Consider the following 19,850-nt stretch of genomic DNA (forward strand, 5'->3'; position numbering starts at 1 on the left):
ATAGCTTAACTTAATCGATGGGTGCATCTCAATTTGGGAAGGGCTTCGCCCCTACGAGTATATTTGCAAAAATGAGATGCACCCGGTCTATCCTGCCAAGCCAACTAACCATCGCCTTGAACCTCAATAGTATAACTGTAGCCCTGTTCAGTCAGAAACAGTTGGCGGTGTCGCGCAAAATCTTCCTCGCAAGTTTGTAGCGACACTAATGTATAAAAACTCGCAGTGTGTCCGTCAGATTTCGGGCGGAGAATTCGTCCGAGGCGCTGCGCTTCTTCTTGGCGAGAACCATATTTACCTGATACTTGAATTAACACATCGGCATCGGGTAAATCGACGGCAAAATTGCCCACGCGAGATAGAATTAATCCGGGAATCTCTTTGTGACGGAATGCTTCGTATAACCGATCGCGCTCAACCTGTTTTGTCTTCCCCGTAATCAGAGGTAATTGGGTAACTAGGGCGATCGCATCTAACTGTTCGAGATACTCACCAATAATTAAAATACGGTGTCCCGCCTCCTTTTGCAACAAACCTTGCACCACATCCAACTTACCCGGATTTTCCGCAGCAATCCGAAACTGACTGCGGCGCGGCGCTAGGGCATATTCCATTTTTTCTGCCTCATTTTGGGCGACGCGGATTTCGGTACAATTAGCTGTAGCAATAAATCCCTGTCCTTCCAATTCCCGCCAAGGTACGTCATAGCGCTTCGGGCCAATTAGCGTGAAAACATCGCCTTCTTTCCCGTCTTCGCGAATCAATGTCGCAGTTAAACCTAACCGCCGTCGCGCTTGTAAGTCGGCGGTAATCCGAAATATCGGTGCGGGTAATAGATGAACTTCATCATAGATAATCAGTCCCCAGGATTGCGCGTTAAATAACTCGAAGTGGGGGAATTCATCATCTTTAGTCGATCGATAACTGAGCATTTGGTAAGTCGAGAGAGTTACAGAAGCCGTTTTTTTGCTGTTGCTGCTGTACTCGGCGATCGCATCTTCAGTTAAACTCGTCTTGTCCAATATTTCCCTGCGCCACTGGTGCACCGAAGTCAAACTGCTGGTAAGAATCAGTGTCTTTTGCTGCACCAAACTCATCGCAATCATCCCCACAATCGTCTTACCAGCCCCGCACGGTAGGACGATCGTCCCACTGCCACCTCTAACCTCTCCGCCTTGATAGAATGCCTCTACGGCTTCCTTTTGATAGGCGCGCAAATTGAAGGGTAAGTCGCCTCCTAAAGTGCGATCGCGCAACGCAATCGCCAACTCGGCACCCTCGATATATCCAGCCAAATCTTCCGCCGGATAACCTACTGCTAGCAAAGCTTGTTTGAGTACACCGCGATTCCCCGCATCGACTTGAAAGCAAAGATCCGAAATCCGCTTACCTAACAGCGGTTTTACGCGATCGTCCCGCACTAACAACTCCGTCAGCGGGCGATCGACAATCCGCAGTTGTAAATTGGGATTTTCCGCATCAATCCTTTCAATTACCGTCAATCCGTAGCGCGTACCGAGTAGTTCAATTTCCTGCGCTACCGATTCGGGAATATCATATTTAGCATACTTTCGCAGCGCTGCGATCATCAATTCAACTAACATTCCCGCCGCCCTGGCATTCCACACACTCAAGGGCGTGATCCGATAGGTGTGGATGTGTTCGGGACTTTTGATTAATTCGGCAAAAGGTGCGATCGCTTCTCGTGCTAATTTCGCTGTAGGGGCGTGAACTTCTAGTAAAATTGAGCGATCGCTCTGCACGATTAAAGCATTTTCAGCAACATAACTCATAATTCACAGTTGACAGTTGATAGTTGACAGTTGACAGTTGGCAGTTGGCAGTTGACAGTTGGCAGTTGGCAGTTGACAGTTGGCAGTTGACAGTTGATAGTTGATAGTTGACAGTTGGCAGTTGACAGTTGATAGTTGATAGTTGATAGAAGGAAAAAATCCCTTCGAGTTCGATCAGGGTAAAAAGAGGGGAGAAGGAAGAAGGAAGAGAAATGTTTGGTTTATTTATTCCAGTCTATGTGAAAGGTGCGTCGCGATCGAGATTGTAGATCGCATTTAGGGATTTATCGCCAGCGACGCACCCTACAAATACTCTTGTGGGGGGGCAGGATGCTGCTCAAAGTCCCCCTTTTTAAGGGGGATTTAGGGGGATCTTGCCTCGGCTATAAACGAAAGATACAAAGGTTTTCGCGCGATTGTTGATACTCATAATATCAGGTGTATTATTTATCCGACTGGGGTAAGACATAACCCATTTGTCGCAGGGCGGTGCGAAATTTCGTTTCCTGGCCCAATGGAACCGCTAAAGTGCGATCGCCCGCCAACTGACAGAACTTTTTAGTACGGGAATCATTGGCAATCAGCAATGCTATATGGGCGGTAGTACATTCGATCAACCTGACACTACCTATATCTTGCACGCTATTCGATCGCTCTGTAACATCCGTCAGAAATTGTTGCACAGTTTGCGGCAGCGGTTCAATACTCCGGGCGTCCAAAAACTCTGTAAACTCGGCTAATGGATATCCGTTTTCAATGGCTACAAAGATTTTTGGGCGATCGAGTCGCCACACAACATCCGAAACTTTCTTAGTATAGATATCCAGGACGATCGCATCAGATGTCTCGACACCATCTCCCGCCGCAATAATTTCTAGATTCGGCAATACCCGCAGCGTTTGACGAACCTCAATTGCTGGCGGAATATACTTATCCGTCAAATCCAAACAATAAGCCCCCAAAGCCGTCAAGCGAAAATATACTAAGCCATCATAACGACTCAAGAATTCCAGATTGTCCGTTCCCCAAAGATAGTCATAATCGGATGGTATGAGTAACGGATCGACATATGCAACATCAATGATTCCCAAAGTAGCAGCATACTCAAACAAAAAACACCGCATATATCGTTCTTCCAGAATCCGCCAACTGTCGCCACTCAATTCTGATAAGTTTCCATACCCAGGTTCACCAATATACAGATAGTAAGGTTCCTCCGTCACCTCAAACCTATGGCCCGTTGCGACTAGATATTGGCTAAAGTCATGAAACATAACCCACTTACCCACAGGACATTCTGCGAGCACAGAGGCGATCGCATCTCTCCGCCACGTCACATCCGTAATGCCACCTGCACCCCTCCCAGTTTGTCCTTTGATCGCATCAATGCGGCGAAATTCATCAAAGACTTTTGTCTTTAACCAGCGCTTCCATGCTGTCTGTAAACCTTTGGCGGGTGATTCTTGTAAAGCTTTCAGTCCCGCTTTCGTCAAAACTAGCTTTTTGCCCGATCGTTCCGCGAACTTGCTCCCTTGCGCTATCATTATCCAAGCAAAGGGCTTGATGCTACCGATTTCAGCGAATACTTCATCATCGTAGTCGCTATCCTTGGCTAGGCTAATTTGACGCTGTTCCTCATTATAAAAATCACCGCCTTGCAATATAGAGGCGATCGCCTTTACACTTCCAGCAGTAGGTAAAGCAGTTTTATCGCTAACCGCAACTTTACCCGACTGAATCAGACGCAAAACGGCTGCAAAATCCTTTGTAGCTGCCAACTGTGTTTCACAAGAAGCCAAGGGAATATCGTATTCTTCTGTCTCCTTTTTTTCTGTACTATAGTTATATCTTTGAACGCGGAGTTTCACATGATTTCCTACTGTTTCACCAGCATCATCTAACGTGGCTTCTTTTGGTTCTGGAACGAATTTGAGCAATTCTTCTTCTAAATCGTAGGGTATCTGCCTGCCATAAATAAACAAGCATAGCAGAGATGGTTCTCTGTTAGTTCCATAGCGATCGCTTGTTCCAAAATTTGCTGGTTCTCCGTATTTTGCGCTAAATATCTCAGGAAAATAAATACCATCCTCCCCATGTATAACTTCAGATACAGCCGCTTTTTGAAGGTTGTCTAATTTCGCCCACACCTTCCGAAGGTTCTCTCCCAGCAATTGCGATCTAATGCCATCAACCAGATCTGCTTTACGGGTTAATTTACGAGGATCTGGTAATAATGCTTTGAGCTTTTTTAAATCGTCAACAATTATTCCTTCGAGTGCCTGTTGGAGGCTAACAAGGTTATTTATGGTTTGGTAACGCGACATAATATTTGACAATGCGCCCGCTTCAAAATTGTTTTTGCAACCCAAATATAACAACTTTACGGGATGCAAAGCTTGAACTTTTGTTACAAAATCCAGAAATTTGGTTAAACAGTTACGGTACGATGAACCGGAACGGTGTATAGATTATTTGTTTTAAATTTTAATGGAATATTTACCACCCTAAAATTACCCGGTTCAACAGTAGTCGGGTGCGTCGCCATTAACAATCCCTCAAAAAAAATGGACAATCTCAAAGCGACGCACCTTAGACTTCTTGCAAAAGTCCTTTTAATCAAATTTTCGGACGGACTCTGGGCACCATCCCACAAGTCAATCGATTTTAGATTTTAGATTTTAGATTTTAGATTGACCCCACGGATAAATTTGGGGGAAGAGAGGATTTTAGATTTTCGATTTGGGATTGATTCCCCTCAAAAAAATGGACAATCTCAAAGGGACGCACCTTATAAACTGAGCCTCTTATCAGCAAAACGAACAATTATATTGTATGGTTTGTTTGGTCCACCCAATGTGTAACGTGCGTCGCCATGAGATATGGCGTGAAATTTAGGGATTGTTCTCGTGCGACACACCCTACGACTAACTGAAACCATTGCCGACAAAGGAGTTTTTATGTAATTAATTTTGTGTGGTTACTTACTCGATCGACACTGACATATTGTAACTTGCACCTCCTCTTTCTGTACCGACAGCTATTTCATAGTCTCCTGTTTGGCTCAATTCTCCAGACCAGTTTTTTGATTCTTTAACTATCGTCTTTGTATTTGGGTCTATGATGTTAAAAACAGCATTTTTTTCAAGGGATTGGATCTCGATCTTCATCTTTTGCCCTTTTTTAGCTTTAATCAAATAAGTATTAACAGTGCCGCGCGCTACTCCTCCTTTGATTTCCGCTGAATTAGTACCTTTTTTGAACTGGATTCGCTGCTGAACCTTAGCCATTAAAACGGCAGGTTTTTCGGAAGTTGCTGGGGAGGAAACCATGCTGGATATGGCTTTTACTGAAGCTGGAAAAATCAGGGATGCACTTAAGCCGATCGTCAAAATATTGAGCGGGAATTTGAAACTTTTTGCTGGTGTTCTCATGGGAGTTTAACAGTAAGAGTGAAATTTGTTTACTTGTAGGATTATAGCTGACTGGGGCTGTGTGCGCGCGATCGCCCTTACCGCCAACTTGATTGGAGAGGGAACCCCGAGATGTGAGATAATTCTAGGCGATCGCAACTTACCAGAAAGAATTGGTTGAAAGTCGTAACCCCGATCGGGAGAAATAAAAATCAGACTATTCATTACTCCAATCCTCTTCCTTCTAGGTAGAGGTCGCTCTCAAACTGTCAACTGTCAACTGTCAACTGTCAACTGTCAACTGTTGAAGCATTACTGCACAGTCGCCAGCGGGTGCGGTACAGTAAAAACACCCGCAGCGTGGTGTTACCCAAAAAATTGTACACTTCCTAATTATCACAAACCAGACGATATGACTCAACAGCCAACCATCACCTACCGCACCGAAAGCGACTCGATGGGAGACAAACAAATCCCATCTACTGTTTACTACGGCATCCAAACTCTGCGCGCCGTTGAAAATTTTCCAATTAGCGGTATCAAGCCTTTATCAACTTACGTCGATGCTTGCGTTTTAATTAAAAAAGCTGCCGCCATAGCTAACGGTAAACTCGGCTGCATTCCTGAAGATATCAGCACAGCACTGATTAAAGCTGCTGATGAAGTTTTAGCAGGAAATTTGCGCGATCAATTTGTCGTTGATGTCTACCAAGCAGGTGCCGGAACTTCTCACCACATGAACGTCAATGAAGTTCTTTCCAATCGCGCTTTGGAAATTATGGGCGATGAAAAAGGTAACTACAAGCGCGTTAGTCCCAACGATCACGTAAACTACGGTCAATCAACCAATGATGTGATTCCAACTGCAATTCGGATTGGCGGATTGTTGGCTTTGGAAAAAACTTTGTTCCCGGCTTTGTCGCAGGCGATCGCATCCCTGGACAAAAAAGCCGTAGAATTCCACAATATCGTCAAATCCGGCCGCACTCACCTGCAAGATGCCGTCCCGGTGCGACTCGGCGAAACCTTCCGCGCTTGGGCACAGATTCTTAGAGAGCACAGCGCCAGAATTACCACTGCTTCCGGCGATTTGACATCCTTGGGATTGGGCGGAAGTGCCGCAGGAACTGGCTTAAATACTCACCCAGAATACTGCGAAAAAGTCGCTCAAATTCTTTCGGAATTAATCCAAAAACCTCTGAAACCAGCACCGCATTTAATGGCAGCAATGCAGAGTATGGCGCCGTTTGTCAATGTCTCCGGCGCCATCCGAAATCTCGCTCAGGATTGCGTTAAAATGTCCCACGACTTGCGTTTGATGGATTCCGGGCCAAAAACAGGTTTCAAGGAAATTCAACTGCCTCCCGTGCAACCTGGTTCCTCAATTATGCCTGGGAAATACAATCCGGTGATGGCAGAAATGACATCGATGGTGTGTTTTCAAGTCATGGGTTACGATAGCGCGATCGCCCTTTGTGCCCAAGCAGGACAATTAGAATTGAACGTAATGATGCCCCTAATCGCCTACAATCTAATTCACAGCATCGAAATTTTGGGCAACACCATCAGCGCCCTAACAACCAAATGCCTCGACAAAATTGAAGCCAATGGCGATCGATGTCTCGCCTACGCAGAAGGCAGTCTCGCCCTCGTTACCGCCCTCAATACTCACATCGGCTATCTCAACGCCGCCGCCGTCGCCAAAGAATCTCTCGAAACCGGCAAATCTTTGCGGCAAATTGTGCTGGAACGCGGTTTAATGAATGCAGAAGACTTGGCAACAGTTCTCGATTTGGAGAAAATGAGTGCGATGCCAGAAAACCGGGCGGTTGAAACCGCGTCTATAAAAACAAAACCCTTCTAGTGCGGGTTGAAGGCCGGGCGGTTAAAATTAAATTATTTTCTTTACACCACGCAGGTGGACTTCGTTTGTGTAGACGCGGTTTCAACCGTACGTCCTATCTAACGCCTAGGTTTCTTTAGACGCGGTTTCAACCGCCATCTTAATCTTTTCAACTCTAAAGTTTGGGAGCAATATTTATGCGCGCAGGTTCCTTTGGCAAAGTAACTCAAGATAAAGAGAACACCACTCAAGTGACATTTCATTATGTGGAAGGTCACACGGAAACCTTTACTATTCCGATGCCTGCACAAGATTTTCAAGAGGAAGTGCTGAATTTGTTAAATCAACCTTGGTTGACTTTTCATCTAGTCGATCAAACGGTTTTTATCTGCACGGCCCGATTGGTGAAAGTGGAAGTTAAACCTGCTATCCCAGAACTTCAAGGTCAAGGAATTTTCCCTAACTCCCTGCGAGTTAGTACCATGCAGCGGGCTGCTTCTGGCAGATTGCCGATGTCTACTTAAACTTGGTTGATGGTAATGGGTAATTGGTAATGGGTAATTGGTAATGGGTAATTGGTAATTGGTAATTGGTAATTGGTAATTGGTAATGGGTAATTGGTAATCACGAAGTGTAAAAATACTAATAATCCATTTCTCCTGCCAATTCCCGATCGCCAAATCCCAAATCCCAATTCCCAATTCCCGATTCCCAGAAACAATTAGTTTAAAGCCTCTCCCCGATCGGGAGAAATTAAAATAACACGATTCATTACTCCAATCCTCTTCCTTCTTTTATCAACTGTCAACTGTCAAGTGTCAACTGTCAACTGAATGATTATGTCTTCTGTTAGTTTAATTCGGGCCAATTCATACGATCGCCAAAAGCTACAAAAATCTTTAGAAAACCTGCTCGCACCCTTGGGCGGAATCTCAGCTTTTGTCAAATCGGGCGATCGTGTTTTACTCAAACCCAACCTCCTCACAGGTGCTCGCCCTACCAAAGAATGCGTCACCCGCCCAGAATTAGTTTACTGCGTGGCGAAAATGGTCATCGAAGCAGGTGGTAAACCGTTTTTAGGAGACAGTCCGGCTTTTGGTAGCGCCATGGGTGTCGCCAAAGCCAACGGTTATTTGCCACTGTTGGCAGAACTAAATTTGCCCGTAGTAGAGTTTCAAGGAAAACGTTACAAAACAGTCAGCCAAGATTTCAATCATCTCCGACTTTGCAAAGAAGCAATGGAAGCGGATGTGGTGATTAATCTGCCCAAACTCAAATCTCACGTTCAATTAACCGTCACAATGGGCGTCAAAAACTTGTTCGGCTGCGTGCCCGGGAAAATGAAGGCTTGGTGGCACATGGAAGCCGGCAAAGATAGCGCCAGATTCGGTCAAATGCTGGTAGAAACTGCCCGGACAATTAACCCAAATTTGACGATTTTGGATGGCATTATCGGTCACGAAGGTAACGGGCCCAGCGGCGGCGAACCTAAGTTTTTAGGAATTTTGGGCGCCTCCAGTGATGTGTTTGCTTTGGATCGAACTTTAGTGGAAATTATTAATGTCGATCCAGCAATGGTTCCGACTGTAGCTGCGGCGATGAGATTGGGACTGTGCTCGAATTTGGAGGAACTCGATTTTCCACTGTTGCGCCCGGAAACTCTCAAGGTTTTCGATTGGAAATTGCCGGAAAATATGATGCCGATCGACTTTGGGATGCCTCGGGTGATTAAGTCAGTGTTCAAGCACCTTTATATCCGCTTTATCAAAGAAAATAAGGGAACAAGTGTGTTTTTATCGAACAAGTGACAAAGCAAGTTACAATAATTTCGACATTTTTGGGCAGTGGCCCAAACCCTCATTCTACCGTTTAAATTTGAGCTGTCGAGAAAGCCCAAACCCTATCCCAGCCTGATTTCTGACTAAAACCTGTCCTGAGTATTGAAATTCAATGAGTTATCTTCAATAAGATGCTAAGCTAACAACCATGCCGGAGAAATCTGTTTCTGAATCCTCATAATTTTAGGGTAATCATCTACTGTGTATCAGAACACACAATTTTCAACTGCGATAACTGATTTCATGATGTAAACTGCGACTCCGGTGGTTATCAGTACATCAAGTCTGTAAAATAAGGAGAACTCCAATGCAAACTCAGAAGCCCTTAAGTCCTACTGTAGTTTCCCTTATATCGGGACAGAGTATGAAACCCTGGTTATTCATCCCGGGTGATTGGCGAAGACCTGCAAATAAAGAGTCATTTCAATTGTACTGGTGTCAAAAATCACAACTTGGATGCCTCCATCCTCTACCAGAACTAGACCAAATTGAGAGCTTCTACGACATCGACGATTACTATACTCACCATGCAGAATTTACCGACTCAGAAGCACCCTCTTCTATTTCCTTCTTCGATAAATTGCGAACCCATCTAGCTTGGCGTTTCGATAAGGGAGTAGATGTCACCACTCAATGGTGGAAACAGCAGTTCGGGACTTCTTCTTACTCGATACTAGAAATCGGTTGCGCCAATGGCAAACTGCTGGAAGACTTCAAATTGGATGGTCACAAAGTCTGGGGAGTAGAACCAGATAGACAAGCTTTGCGTTTCGCCGAGGAACGAAATCTTGATGTATATTATGGCACTGCTGAATCTTTGCCCCCGGAAATCACGTCGAGAAAATACGACATGATTATTATGAACCACGTACTGGAACATACCATAAATCCTGTACTGGCACTCCGCAATACCATGGAGTTGCTCGTGGACGGCGGCAAATTGGTGATGGAAGTACCAAATAACTCGTGTAGGGCGCTAAAAGAATCAGGGATTGCATGGCTCCATCTAGATGTGCCAAGGCATTTTTATTTCTTCACACCGGACAGTTTGCGCGCTATCTGCCAACAGGTGGGATTTGAGGTGATTTCTACCGAGTTTAATGGCTACTATCGCCTATTTACTAACGGTTGGATCGATGATGAAAGAAAAATTTTGAATGCGCTCGATTCAAGGCAATCTCCTGGGATGGTAAAGCCCAAAGCAAACAGTAAACTCCAAGCTTGGAAGTTACTACTGAAAACATTTCTGGCTCCCGACGAGAAAAAATACGATTCAGTCAGAATTGTTGTACAAAAGTCATAGTAAGAGCGAAGGAAGGGAAATAAGGCTTTGAGAATTTCTTATTACCTTGAGAATTTCAGAAGCGAGGCTTCCCATTACCTAAGACAGAACTTACGCATGACGGACGGGTGCATCTAACTTGGGCAATTACGTCTTTTTTGCCTTAGTGCTACTTTCCCCACATAGCAAAGCTTCTATAAAGCTATCGCAAGCGATGTGGCACTATTCAAGCAAACTGAGATGCTACCCTGACTCACCAGCTCTGCATACGGTGTGAAACTCCGGGTGGTTTCCTCAAATATTGTCGGTGCGTCGCTCCTATGAGATTTTCGATCTTTTTTGGGTACAATAAGGTGGATGAGACAATCTGCATGAAAAAATTAGGAGTCTCGATTTGTTTAGGGCAGCCAGCGGGGGCGGAATCCTTTTAAAGGCAAGTCTTCGGGTGATGGAGAATTATTAGTAGATGCCGGTGGGTTTTTTAAGTTTAAAAGTATGAGAGTTGAAGAGGCGATCGCATTTCCGCCATCTGTTCTCAAATCTCCTGCGACTGGTTCCGATTTCTTGACAACTAGCCGATCTAACAGCAATTCTAACCCATCGGGCGACAAGCTCATTTTTGTCTCCACTTGGTCGGGCAAAACTAACAGCGGTTTTACTGCAAATGTCTGCAAATTAATTGCTTCTAGGGTGAGTTGCTCGGAAAAATCTTTTCCGGGCTGGCGCCTGGTTAACAAGCAGTAAAGCTGAGGATTTCTGGGATCAAACTGACAGTTGAGGAATTCTCCGGCGGTGCGGATCAATTCTTTTTGCAATCCCTGGTTGGTTACTAAAAAGATTGACTGCGTAAAATCGCTATTGTACTTGAGCATTGCCGATTCTCTGCCGTCGGGAGTGAAGCTGAACACTCTCCGAAAAGATGGTATGAACTCTAAAGGTTTGACGTTTGGTGTGAGGGATAAAATGGCGATCCCGTCTGCTTGGGGATTGGCTAAAGTTGCGCTGTCTGGGGCGATCGCAAATTCTCCAGCGGGATGACTTAACAACCGCTGCGGCACCGCCGAAGTGGACGACGATCGCACTACCCACAAACCAATGTCCTCTGCATTGCCCCTCTTTGCCCGCTGAATCGCGATCGTCTTGCCGTCAGCAGACAGATCGAATTTGAGATTTTCATAGTCTTGATTGCCTAAAATCTGCTGAATGCTGCCAGGTTTTTGAGCCGGATCGGAACTTCTGCCTGTAGTGACGGCATACAAGGATTGTTCGTACAAACCAGGCTGATATTTTGACCATTCGCTAGCAGAAAATAAAATGCGATCGCCCGCTGGGTAAATTCTATAATCTTTAATTACTAAATTTTCAGGAGTGAGGATGATTTTTTGTTTGCGGGTGAGATTGTAAAGAATTAACCGCCCTTTTTCTGAGGCTTCTGTGCCAGTGTAAACAAAAGCGCGATCGGGCGTGCTAAATTGACTGACAAACGGTGCGATCGCATTTCCTTGTTTGTCAGAACCTAGTTTTTCCCGCGCTTGTTGCAATGAAATTGTATAAGTGCGATCGTACTGGGGAGGCGCGATCAAAGTATATACTAGCCGTCGCCCCGACCAACTAATTTTTCCCGGCAAAGGTGGCTCGACGTGCAGGTTTGCTTCAACGCTTGCACGATCCATCTGGCGGCTGAAAGTCAGGACAAAAGCCGTATCTCTCGCCCCTACTTGTTTGTTTTCCCAGCTAAAATCGCGCACTTTCGGTAAAGATCGATCGCCCAGAGCAAGCAAAAACCCGATCGCGAAACTCAGCAATACCATCAATGATACAGCCGTGCGGTCGATCGGCTCGAATCTTGTTAATTTTCCCACAAACATACCAGAGTTTGAATTTAGACTAGACTAATTGCCAAACTTGTTTCAATACAAACAAGCAATCTCAAATAAAAAGTTAAATTTTATCCGATGGCTCAAATCAGTCTGTTAAACTAATGTCTTTCCCCTCTACAGGAAAGTTATCGTGAACAAAAACCTACTAACTTTGCTCGGCTGCTCCGGTTCTGTAGCCTTAACGATCTTAGCGGTAAATCCCGCTAATGCTAGCACCCGAATTTCCCCAAATCCCAGCATTGAGCGCAATGGCGAAATATCAGCCAATCCAGACATAAATCAAGACGAAACTCAATCCTCGCTGCCAGAAATCAACTCTGACAAAATAGGAGACCTCGCCCTCATAACTTCAGGCTGCAACTGTGCTGGCTGTCGAGTTCAAGTCCCCCAAACGATCGAACAATGACGGCTGCTAGTTCCTCAGCAATCTAAATAGCAAGTTACAAAGCAAGCAAAACAAAAATCACAGAAAACAACCCATTAATTCTCGATTTAAATAGTCACAAGTTTAAAGTTGCCAGTTAAAATAATTATTTATTATTTCTACTTTCGGCTTGTGGCTTTTTATTAGTCAAAACTGACTATTTACAACACAATAGATAAAATTCAACCATACAATACTTCTTCCACAGGCGGCGTGGCGTCTTTGGGGTCGAACTCTTTTAATTTGAAAGCTTGCAGCAAAAACAGCCAGATATAAAGCGGATTTAACAAAACATACCGCTTCCAGAGGCGTCGGGGTTCCTTCATGAACCTAAACAGCCATTCCAAACCCATCTTACCTAAAATCTCAGGAGATTTAGCCAAATTTCCCGCATGAAAATCGTAGGCTGCACCTACAGCAATCAGTGGCATTGATATGTCATCCCGGTATTCGTAAGCCCAGACTTCTTGTCGCGGACAGCCCAAACCTACAAAAGTAATGGCTGCACCGCTGTTGCGAATTTGCAGCGCAATTTCCTTTTTCTCTTCCGGCGAAACGTGCCTAAATTTAGAAGGCTGAGTTCCAGCAATAATTAACTTGGGATAAAGTTGGCAGAGATTGCGAGACAAAGCCTCCAGTACAGAAGCTTTAGAGCCGTACAAATAGATAGATAATCCTTCTTCGGCCGCACGTTCGCAGATTTCTAACATCGCATTCGGCCCGCAAACTCGATCGGGCAATCCCGTATTGTAGAGCAAATTTAACGCCCACCTTACCGGTTGTCCATCCGGCAATACTAAGTCAATGTGATTGAGCCGATAGCGGTGAGTGCTGTCAAGAACCCCTGTCATTACCCCGTGCACCGCTAGAGCCGAAACTGAAAGTGGTTTTCCGGCCTTGGCTGCCGCAATAATTTTGCTGACAGCCGCTTCATAATTCAGGGCATTTACTAATATGCCTAGTACATTCTTTTTCCCGAGATCGATCATAGAACACCTCTGTAAGCCAACAGCCGTTACAGTCATAAATCTCCTGTAGGATTTGTTTAACGTTGTATTCAATCTTTACCAAAAATGCCAGCCCATTATTTTTGTCCCGCTCAATTCTGCGCCCCTTCTTTCAGCCAGCGCTCGCGGTTACAGTCATAAATCTCCTGTAGGATTTGTTTGACGTTATATTTCATTTTCCAGTCAGGATAGTGGCTGGAAAATTTTGAGTTGTCGCTAATCCACCAAATGTGATCGCCAATGCGATTCCCTTCTGCATATGTCCAATTAAATTTGCGTTCAGCAATTGCCTCACACATCTGGATGGCTTCTAACATCGAACAATTGCTATATCTGCCTCCTCCTGTATTATAAACCTGGGCGCTTCTGGGAGCTTTATAAAATTCATAAAAAGCAGAAATTAAATCAGCACTGTGAATGTTGTCGCGGACTTGCTTGCCTTTGTACCCAAACACGGTGTAGGGAGTTCCTGTCACGGCGCACTTCATCAAGTAGGCGAGAAATCCGTGTAATTGAGCTCCCGAATGATTGGGCCCAGTCAGACAGCCACCCCTAAAACAAGCCGTATTCATATTAAAATAACGACCGTATTCTTGAACTAAAATATCAGCGGACACCTTAGACGCACCAAACAAACTGTGCAGGCACTGATCGATTGACATATCTTCCCGAATCCCACCTTCGTAAGTGTGACCTGGTTCAATTTCCCACCTGTGTTCTAATTCAATTAAAGGTAATTTGTTGGGCGTATCGCCGTATACTTTGTTGGTAGAAGTAAAAATGAAAACGGCTTTGGGACAGTACAAGCGAGTTACTTCTAAAAGATTGAGAGTACCGTTAGCGTTGACGGTAAAATCTATTTTAGGAGCGCGGGCAGCCCAATCGTGGCTGGGTTGGGCTGCTGTGTGAATTACTAACTCGATCGACTCGCCATACCGCTGAAAGATATTGGTAATCGCTTCATAGTCGCGAATGTCCACATCTAAATGGTAATACTTTGTTCCCAGTGATTTTTCGAGTTGTTGGCGGTTCCAATTAGTAGAACCATCAGCACCAAAAAAGAACTGGCGCATATTGTTGTCGATGCCAACGATGTCGAAACCTTGTTGGGCAAAGAATTTACAAGCCTCAGATCCAATTAAACCCGCCGCTCCAGTAATAATTGCAACGCTCACGTTTCACCGCCTAAAAAATATAGTTTTCTTTGTTTTGTGCGATCGCACAAATCAGAAGTTATCCTGATTTGCCTTGGAATACATCTTCGCACAATTCGGCGCACAATTCGGCAAAAAATTTACCTTTTATGTTCCAGTCATATATTTCCCGGACGCGCTTTTGACCGGCTCGACCCAAGCGATCTCGCAATTCACGATCGTGCGCTAAACACACTATAGCTTCTGCTAGACCTTTCGTCGAATTTTCGGGCTCGGTAGCCTTGACTTTAATGCCAGTTTGGGCCGTTACTTGAGTCGCAGGCCCACCTAAATCCAAACAAATCGTAGGACGCCCAATCCCCATGATTTCAGTACATACAAAACCTCCCGAGTCGTGCAAACTCGGATGGAGGAGAACATGAGACTCGCCCATTTTTGAAAGAGTTTCAGTACGCGATAAAGCTCCCCAAAAATATACTTTATTTGCCAGTCCCAATTCTGTTACCAAAGCTTCTAAACGCTTCCTTTCCGGGCCGTCTCCCACAATCCAGTATTCCGATTCTTCCACGTTTGCCTCCGCAAATGCACGGAGTCCCAAGTGCACTCCTTTCCAGTGTAATAGACGACCCACACTAATAAATCTAATTGGTCGATCGGGCGGGGTTGGAAATTTTTCTAGTTCCTCAATTTCCTGCTGGGACAAACCGACTTGCGAGAAAATTTTCACATTTTTTGCTTTGAGAAATCGCAGTCGGGCTGCTGTTTCTTCGGTAGTTGCTAGCGCGATCGCACTGCGACGCGCCGTCAGCCCCACAAACGGATCGCGTTCTCCTACGCTTTGAGCCAATGCTCGCAGTGTTTCATAAATTCTGCCCCGGCGGCTAAAATCTTGCCAAAAAGGCTTTGGTGCTGCTTCTGCACCCCCGACAGGCCCCCAAATAAAAGGATGCGGCAACAGCGCCAGGAAACTTGGTGACCAATGTTTGACATAAGTTACGTGGTGTACTATGTCAAAACCGATTTCGCGATCGAGCTTTCGAGCGATAAAATAAGCCCAGATTTGCCACAGATAGTAGTGAAGTTGCAGCAATCCTTGTTTTCCTTTCCAATCTTCGCTCCACCCAAACGGATCGAAATAAACAAAGTGCAGGTTGGGCACTGGATTGCGTTCTAGTTCTGCTTCAATGTACGATCGACAAAACGTCCGAGTAAATACCCAACTTTCGTGATGTTTAGCAGATTGGATAACAGTATTCCATCCCACTCCCTCTTCAGATCCTAGATTTGGTTCGCAAGCAAAGGCAGATAATAAAACTTTCATAGGTAATTGGGAATAGGGAATAGGGAATAGGGAATAGGGAATAGGGCATTGGGAATTGGGAATTGGGAATTGGGAATTGGGAATTGGGAATTGGGAATTGGGAATTGGGAATTGGGAATTGGGAATTGGGAATTGGGAATTGGGAAAAGTTATTGGTAATAAATAACCAATAACCAATAACTAACAACTAACAACTAACAACTAACAACTGTCAACTGTCAACTGTCAACTGTCAACTGTCAACCGTCAACCGTCAACTGACTTCATCAAAAAAGATGTAACTTCGACATAAGCTTTAGCTGCTGTTTCAGGAGATTTTTGAGAAATTAGCTGTCGCGAACACTCTCCCATCGATTCAATCAAATTAGGATTGTCTATGAGAATCTGCATTTTTTCTGCCAACTCCTTGGCATTGTTAGGGTCAAAAATATAACCGTTTTCCCCAGACGCAATTAACTCACAGGAAGCTGCACCGTTAGAACACAATACCGGTTTCCCAAACACCATTGCTTCCGGTACAACCATACCCCAGACATCCTCAAAAGTAGGAAAAACAAAAATATCAGCAAGCTGAAAATAAGCTCCCAAACTTCCGTAGTCAACCCATCCCACCCAGTTTACTTGCTCGGGGAAATCTTGCTCTTTAATAAAAGCTTCCAACTCCTCTCGCTGGTCGCCCTTGCCAACAATTAGTAAAGTATAATCAGAATATCCTTGCTTTTTGAGAAGGGCACAAGCTTCTAACAGCGTCTTAATTCCTTTTCTAGCTGTGATCCGTCCCACATATAAAAAAACTGGGTGTTTGAGATCTAAATTTAGTGGCTTGGTTGTGACCAAAGGTTTCAGCAGCGTTTCCGCATCTGGAACTAAATAAGTTCTCGTAAAAACTTGCTCTTGGGGTGCATGGAGAACTTCCACCAAATATCTTTTTCCAGCTTGGCTGTTAGAAACAAAAGCATCGGCAAACTTAGCTAAAATGCGTCTGGCGAATGTCCGAAAACTCGAATCTCGAAAATCTGTGTTTGGCGAACTCCCGTCATAAATAATTGCAACTCGCCATTGACAAAGCGGTTTGAGGAGAATTACCAAGACAGTCCACAAAGAAAAAGCTTGAGGAAAAACTACTTGTGGCCTAAATTTGAGCAAGTGACCGATGATGCTAGGCGACACTGCGATGAAACCGCGATCGTATCCTGTTTCGATCTTTTCTGTCTCGACAAATTTAGTCTCCCCTACCAATTTAATTGCTGATGCTCCCGGTAGCGTCGGATCGAACCCAGACCAAACGCGACCAGTATAAAACACAGTATTTTTATATACTTTTGTAAATTCTCTTAATACAGGCTGCCAATATGCGCCCAATTCTACTTCTGGAACCAGCCAAGCGACGCGCAAATCATCTCTATCGACCATGCTATTCACCTTCAGTTTTGTTTTTATTGAATCCCAGCTTGCTTAAAACTGAAAACCAAACTAACCTTCTGTAAGGTAGCAACCAATATACTGGCCAGAATAAACCACCGTGACGGCGAGCAAAAACTTTCCACTCTTCCCAGGGTTGAAGGGTAGCATCTTTAAAAGCTAAACCCTTGGGTTGGTTCATTTTTTCCAAGCCTTCACTCATATTGGCAGCCGCTATTGTTGTTGATTGCGGATTGGGAGAACAGGTTCCTTGATAGCCTGGAGCTATCCAAACTGTACAGCCTTTTTGTCGGGCACGCAGACCGTATTCCCAATCTGATAGATAATGAATAAAGGCTGGATCGAGATTGCCAACCAGTTCAACCACGCTGCGGGGAATTAACACGCAGTTACCATTCATGCTGTCACAAGGCTGAGGTGCTTTTGTTGGCTGAAGGAAGCGAAATTTAAAGGGAAGTAATGGGGTAATCTTGACTATACCGCCGTATGTAAAATCACCGGTTTCTGGATCGCGAGTAGAGCCGGCAACGATCGCCTTTTTTTCTCCTTTTTTGATTAGCTCGCTACTGGTGGCGAGCAAGTCGTTGAAAGCTTCTGGTTCGAGTACGGTGTCGTCGTTGAGCCAGACATAGTAGTCTGGATCGTCTTTCATAGCTTCGCTGAAAGCAACCCGCATTCCTCCATTCCAAAATAAGTTACCATCTCCCGAAAAAATCTTGACGTGAGGGTATGTTTGCTGTATTACTTCTGCTGTGCCATCAGTGCTACCATCATCTACCAGATAAGCATTGAGTGCAATTTCCTTTGTTAATTTTTGCTTAAACAGCGACTCTAGAGTGGCCAAAGTCTTTAACTTGCGGTTATGGCAAGTCATCAGGACTGCTATACTTATCTGCTCCATCTATATCAAATATTGGGCTGTTTGTGCAAAATTGGTATAAAACTGTCCTCGGGCGATCGACAATGCCGATCGCAGGCGAGTCCTATTCAATTAATAACTTAATCTGTCACAAGTATCAAGATATTTAGTCGATCGTTTATTTTTTGATTGGCCAGCTTTGCCCAGCCTCTAATTGCCTGACGGTGTAATTGTAACAATCAACACGTCGGCTGTCCGAAAATATACTAATAAACACCCAAAAATCGGCATTATAAATACCCTACAAGTTTTACATTTAATCAGTTTTACTTACTTAGGAGCTTGGCAAACTTCTTGATAAAGATTTTGATACTCGCGAGCTTGCACTTCTAAGGTAAACTTGGCTTCAACTTTCTCTCGTGCTAGGCGACAAAGCTTTTGGTGCCGCTCACCATCTTCTAGCACCCAAGCAATCCCTCGCGCTAAATCCTCGGTATCATAGGGTTGGGCTAAATAGCCATTGTACTGGCGATCGACAATATCTTTTAGTCCCGTCACATCAAAAGCCACCACAGGCGTACCGCAAGCCATGGCTTCCGATGCCGTCTGCCCAAAAGCTTCGTACCGCGAAGGTACAACCATCACATCCGCCGCTGCATAAACCTGTGACAAAGTAGTATCATCCAACCTGCCTAAATAATGAGTTTTGAAACCAACATCGATCGGGCTTTCAGGCTCAGAACACCCAAAAACCAACAGTTCAATCTTATCTTGCCAACCCGACTGACTGAGGCTTTGCAAAGCCGGAACCAGCAACGGAAACCCCTTCCAGCGATCGCCCGTACCCTGCATCGCCCCAAACAAGACCAACTGTTTATCTTGAGGCAAATTCAAACTATCCCTCACCTGCGGGCGGTTCAGCGGCTTGTAGAGTTCAGCATCAAGGCCATTCGCAATGACTTTAACTGGATAATTTTTCAACAAAGAACTAGATTTCGCGCATTCAGCCAACCAATGACTCGGAGTTACCAAAGTCAGATTCAAATTTTGCCAAGCCTCAGCTTTCCGCTGCCAAATCCAACGAGAAATATCAGCATCCTTAGTGCTGTGCAGTTGCGGACAAGCACCGCAAGCATCAAGATAGCGATCGCAATTTTCACTGTAGTGACATCCACCCGTAAACGCCCACATATCGTGCAGCGTCCAAACCACCGGTTTATTAAACTTAGCCAGAGTTTCAATCTGCATATAACCTTCACAAACCCAGTGCAAATTGATCGCATCAGGGTTAATTTTGGCAACTTCCGATGCCAGAGAATCAGGAACCCATTGCGGCGAAAAAATTACCTGACCTAGTTTGGGATAAACTTTTAACGGCAATCTATTTAATTTTCCTCGGAGACTCTTAAACTTTTCTCCTAACCTTGTCGGCATCAACCGCACAGTTTCATCATCACTAAACTTATAACCAGCCAAAATTTCGGAATTCACCCCGATACTTTGCAAGCCCTTGTGCAGCCGATAAGTCGCCCTCGCAGCACCACCTTTAGTATCGTAATTACTCACCAGCAAAACTTTCATCCAAACATCCTCATTATCAAATCCCTTCTCCTCTTC

17 protein-coding genes are annotated in these 19,850 nt (G+C 44.7%); 5 read left to right on the forward strand and 12 right to left on the reverse strand.

What is annotated here, in order from left to right:
* Window positions 1-104: 104 nt before the first annotated feature.
* The 4 genes from JGK11_RS12855 to JGK11_RS12870 form a co-directional block, all read right to left on the reverse strand.
* On the reverse strand, window positions 105-1,793 hold the full coding sequence (locus JGK11_RS12855) for a DNA repair helicase XPB (RefSeq protein WP_293191957.1): 1,689 nt from the start codon (window positions 1,791-1,793) through the stop codon (window positions 105-107).
* Window positions 1,794-2,236: 443 nt separating this feature from the next.
* Window positions 2,237-4,117 (reverse strand): hypothetical protein, encoded by a 1,881-nt coding sequence (locus JGK11_RS12860; RefSeq protein WP_293183696.1) that lies wholly within the window; start codon window positions 4,115-4,117, stop codon window positions 2,237-2,239.
* Between the two features lie 657 nt (window positions 4,118-4,774).
* Complete coding sequence (locus JGK11_RS12865; protein ID WP_293191961.1) at window positions 4,775-5,224, reverse strand: hypothetical protein; 450 nt, start codon at window positions 5,222-5,224, stop codon at window positions 4,775-4,777.
* A 6-nt stretch (window positions 5,225-5,230) separates the two neighbouring features.
* On the reverse strand, window positions 5,231-5,428 hold the full coding sequence (locus JGK11_RS12870; protein ID WP_293183700.1) for a hypothetical protein: 198 nt from the start codon (window positions 5,426-5,428) through the stop codon (window positions 5,231-5,233).
* Between the two features lie 187 nt (window positions 5,429-5,615).
* Here JGK11_RS12870 and JGK11_RS12875 point away from each other — a divergent pair, with 187 nt between their 5' ends.
* The gene (locus JGK11_RS12875; RefSeq protein WP_293211935.1) at window positions 5,616-7,067 is read left to right on the forward strand and encodes an aspartate ammonia-lyase; all 1,452 of its coding nucleotides are present in this window, start codon (window positions 5,616-5,618) and stop codon (window positions 7,065-7,067) included.
* 176 nt (window positions 7,068-7,243) lie between these two features.
* Complete coding sequence (locus tag JGK11_RS12880; RefSeq protein ID WP_293211938.1) at window positions 7,244-7,570, forward strand: hypothetical protein; 327 nt, start codon at window positions 7,244-7,246, stop codon at window positions 7,568-7,570.
* Here JGK11_RS12880 and JGK11_RS12885 read toward each other — a convergent pair.
* Window positions 7,567-7,767: a hypothetical protein gene (locus JGK11_RS12885; RefSeq protein ID WP_293211941.1), complete on the reverse strand. Its 201-nt coding sequence runs from the start codon at window positions 7,765-7,767 to the stop codon at window positions 7,567-7,569. The genes JGK11_RS12880 and JGK11_RS12885 overlap by 4 nt on opposite strands.
* Window positions 7,768-7,885: 118 nt before the next feature.
* On the opposite strand from JGK11_RS12885, the gene JGK11_RS12890 reads away from it, so the two are divergent.
* Entirely contained in the window at window positions 7,886-8,854 is a 969-nt protein-coding gene (locus tag JGK11_RS12890; protein ID WP_293183705.1) for a DUF362 domain-containing protein, read from the forward strand.
* A 394-nt stretch (window positions 8,855-9,248) separates the two neighbouring features.
* The gene (locus JGK11_RS12895) at window positions 9,249-10,187 is read left to right on the forward strand and encodes a class I SAM-dependent methyltransferase (RefSeq protein WP_293191965.1); all 939 of its coding nucleotides are present in this window, start codon (window positions 9,249-9,251) and stop codon (window positions 10,185-10,187) included.
* A gap of 377 nt (window positions 10,188-10,564) precedes the next feature.
* Here the strand turns inward: JGK11_RS12895 and JGK11_RS12900 are convergent, their stop codons facing one another.
* The gene (locus JGK11_RS12900) at window positions 10,565-12,028 is read right to left on the reverse strand and encodes an Ig-like domain-containing protein (protein WP_293211944.1); all 1,464 of its coding nucleotides are present in this window, start codon (window positions 12,026-12,028) and stop codon (window positions 10,565-10,567) included.
* Window positions 12,029-12,176: 148 nt separating this feature from the next.
* Between JGK11_RS12900 and JGK11_RS12905 the strand changes: the two genes are divergently transcribed.
* Window positions 12,177-12,452, forward strand: coding sequence for a hypothetical protein (locus JGK11_RS12905; protein WP_293183709.1), 276 nt, complete (start codon window positions 12,177-12,179; stop codon window positions 12,450-12,452).
* Between the two features lie 200 nt (window positions 12,453-12,652).
* On the opposite strand, the gene JGK11_RS12910 is transcribed toward JGK11_RS12905, so the two are convergent.
* The 6 genes from JGK11_RS12910 to JGK11_RS12935 form a co-directional block, all read right to left on the reverse strand.
* Window positions 12,653-13,459, reverse strand: a complete 807-nt coding sequence (locus JGK11_RS12910) for a WecB/TagA/CpsF family glycosyltransferase (RefSeq protein WP_293183711.1) — start codon at window positions 13,457-13,459, stop codon at window positions 12,653-12,655.
* 110 nt (window positions 13,460-13,569) lie between these two features.
* Entirely contained in the window at window positions 13,570-14,652 is a 1,083-nt protein-coding gene (locus JGK11_RS12915) for an NAD-dependent epimerase/dehydratase family protein (protein ID WP_293211946.1), read from the reverse strand.
* A 58-nt stretch (window positions 14,653-14,710) separates the two neighbouring features.
* Window positions 14,711-15,952, reverse strand: coding sequence for a glycosyltransferase (locus JGK11_RS12920; RefSeq protein WP_293211949.1), 1,242 nt, complete (start codon window positions 15,950-15,952; stop codon window positions 14,711-14,713).
* Window positions 15,953-16,198: 246 nt separating this feature from the next.
* A complete protein-coding gene (locus tag JGK11_RS12925) occupies window positions 16,199-17,365 on the reverse strand; it encodes a glycosyltransferase family 4 protein (RefSeq protein ID WP_293183717.1) in 1,167 nt (388 codons plus the stop codon).
* A gap of 1 nt (window position 17,366) precedes the next feature.
* A complete protein-coding gene (locus JGK11_RS12930) occupies window positions 17,367-18,248 on the reverse strand; it encodes a glycosyltransferase family 2 protein (protein WP_325315236.1) in 882 nt (293 codons plus the stop codon).
* A 315-nt stretch (window positions 18,249-18,563) separates the two neighbouring features.
* Window positions 18,564-19,814, reverse strand: a complete 1,251-nt coding sequence (locus JGK11_RS12935; protein WP_293211959.1) for a glycosyltransferase family 4 protein — start codon at window positions 19,812-19,814, stop codon at window positions 18,564-18,566.
* Window positions 19,815-19,850: the final 36 nt, after the last annotated feature.

Origin of the sequence: Microcoleus sp. PH2017_34_RAT_O_A (genome assembly GCF_020737885.1) — a bacterium.
Lineage (GTDB): Bacteria > Cyanobacteriota > Cyanobacteriia > Cyanobacteriales > Microcoleaceae > Microcoleus.

What these genes read in the sequence shown, in the direction of transcription:
- JGK11_RS12855 (WP_293191957.1), bottom strand. Translation starts at nt 1,793, where the DNA reads ATGAGTTATGTTGCTGAAAATGCTTTAATCGTGCAGAGCGATCGCTCA.
- JGK11_RS12860 (WP_293183696.1), bottom strand. Translation starts at nt 4,117, where the DNA reads ATGTCGCGTTACCAAACCATAAATAACCTTGTTAGCCTCCAACAGGCA.
- JGK11_RS12865 (WP_293191961.1), bottom strand. Translation starts at nt 5,224, where the DNA reads ATGAGAACACCAGCAAAAAGTTTCAAATTCCCGCTCAATATTTTGACG.
- JGK11_RS12870 (WP_293183700.1), bottom strand. Translation starts at nt 5,428, where the DNA reads ATGAATAGTCTGATTTTTATTTCTCCCGATCGGGGTTACGACTTTCAA.
- JGK11_RS12875 (WP_293211935.1), top strand. Translation starts at nt 5,616, where the DNA reads ATGACTCAACAGCCAACCATCACCTACCGCACCGAAAGCGACTCGATG.
- JGK11_RS12880 (WP_293211938.1), top strand. Translation starts at nt 7,244, where the DNA reads ATGCGCGCAGGTTCCTTTGGCAAAGTAACTCAAGATAAAGAGAACACC.
- JGK11_RS12890 (WP_293183705.1), top strand. Translation starts at nt 7,886, where the DNA reads ATGTCTTCTGTTAGTTTAATTCGGGCCAATTCATACGATCGCCAAAAG.
- JGK11_RS12895 (WP_293191965.1), top strand. Translation starts at nt 9,249, where the DNA reads ATGAAACCCTGGTTATTCATCCCGGGTGATTGGCGAAGACCTGCAAAT.
- JGK11_RS12910 (WP_293183711.1), bottom strand. Translation starts at nt 13,459, where the DNA reads ATGATCGATCTCGGGAAAAAGAATGTACTAGGCATATTAGTAAATGCC.
- JGK11_RS12920 (WP_293211949.1), bottom strand. Translation starts at nt 15,952, where the DNA reads ATGAAAGTTTTATTATCTGCCTTTGCTTGCGAACCAAATCTAGGATCT.
- JGK11_RS12925 (WP_293183717.1), bottom strand. Translation starts at nt 17,365, where the DNA reads ATGGTCGATAGAGATGATTTGCGCGTCGCTTGGCTGGTTCCAGAAGTA.
- JGK11_RS12930 (WP_325315236.1), bottom strand. Translation starts at nt 18,248, where the DNA reads ATGACTTGCCATAACCGCAAGTTAAAGACTTTGGCCACTCTAGAGTCG.
- JGK11_RS12935 (WP_293211959.1), bottom strand. Translation starts at nt 19,814, where the DNA reads ATGAAAGTTTTGCTGGTGAGTAATTACGATACTAAAGGTGGTGCTGCG.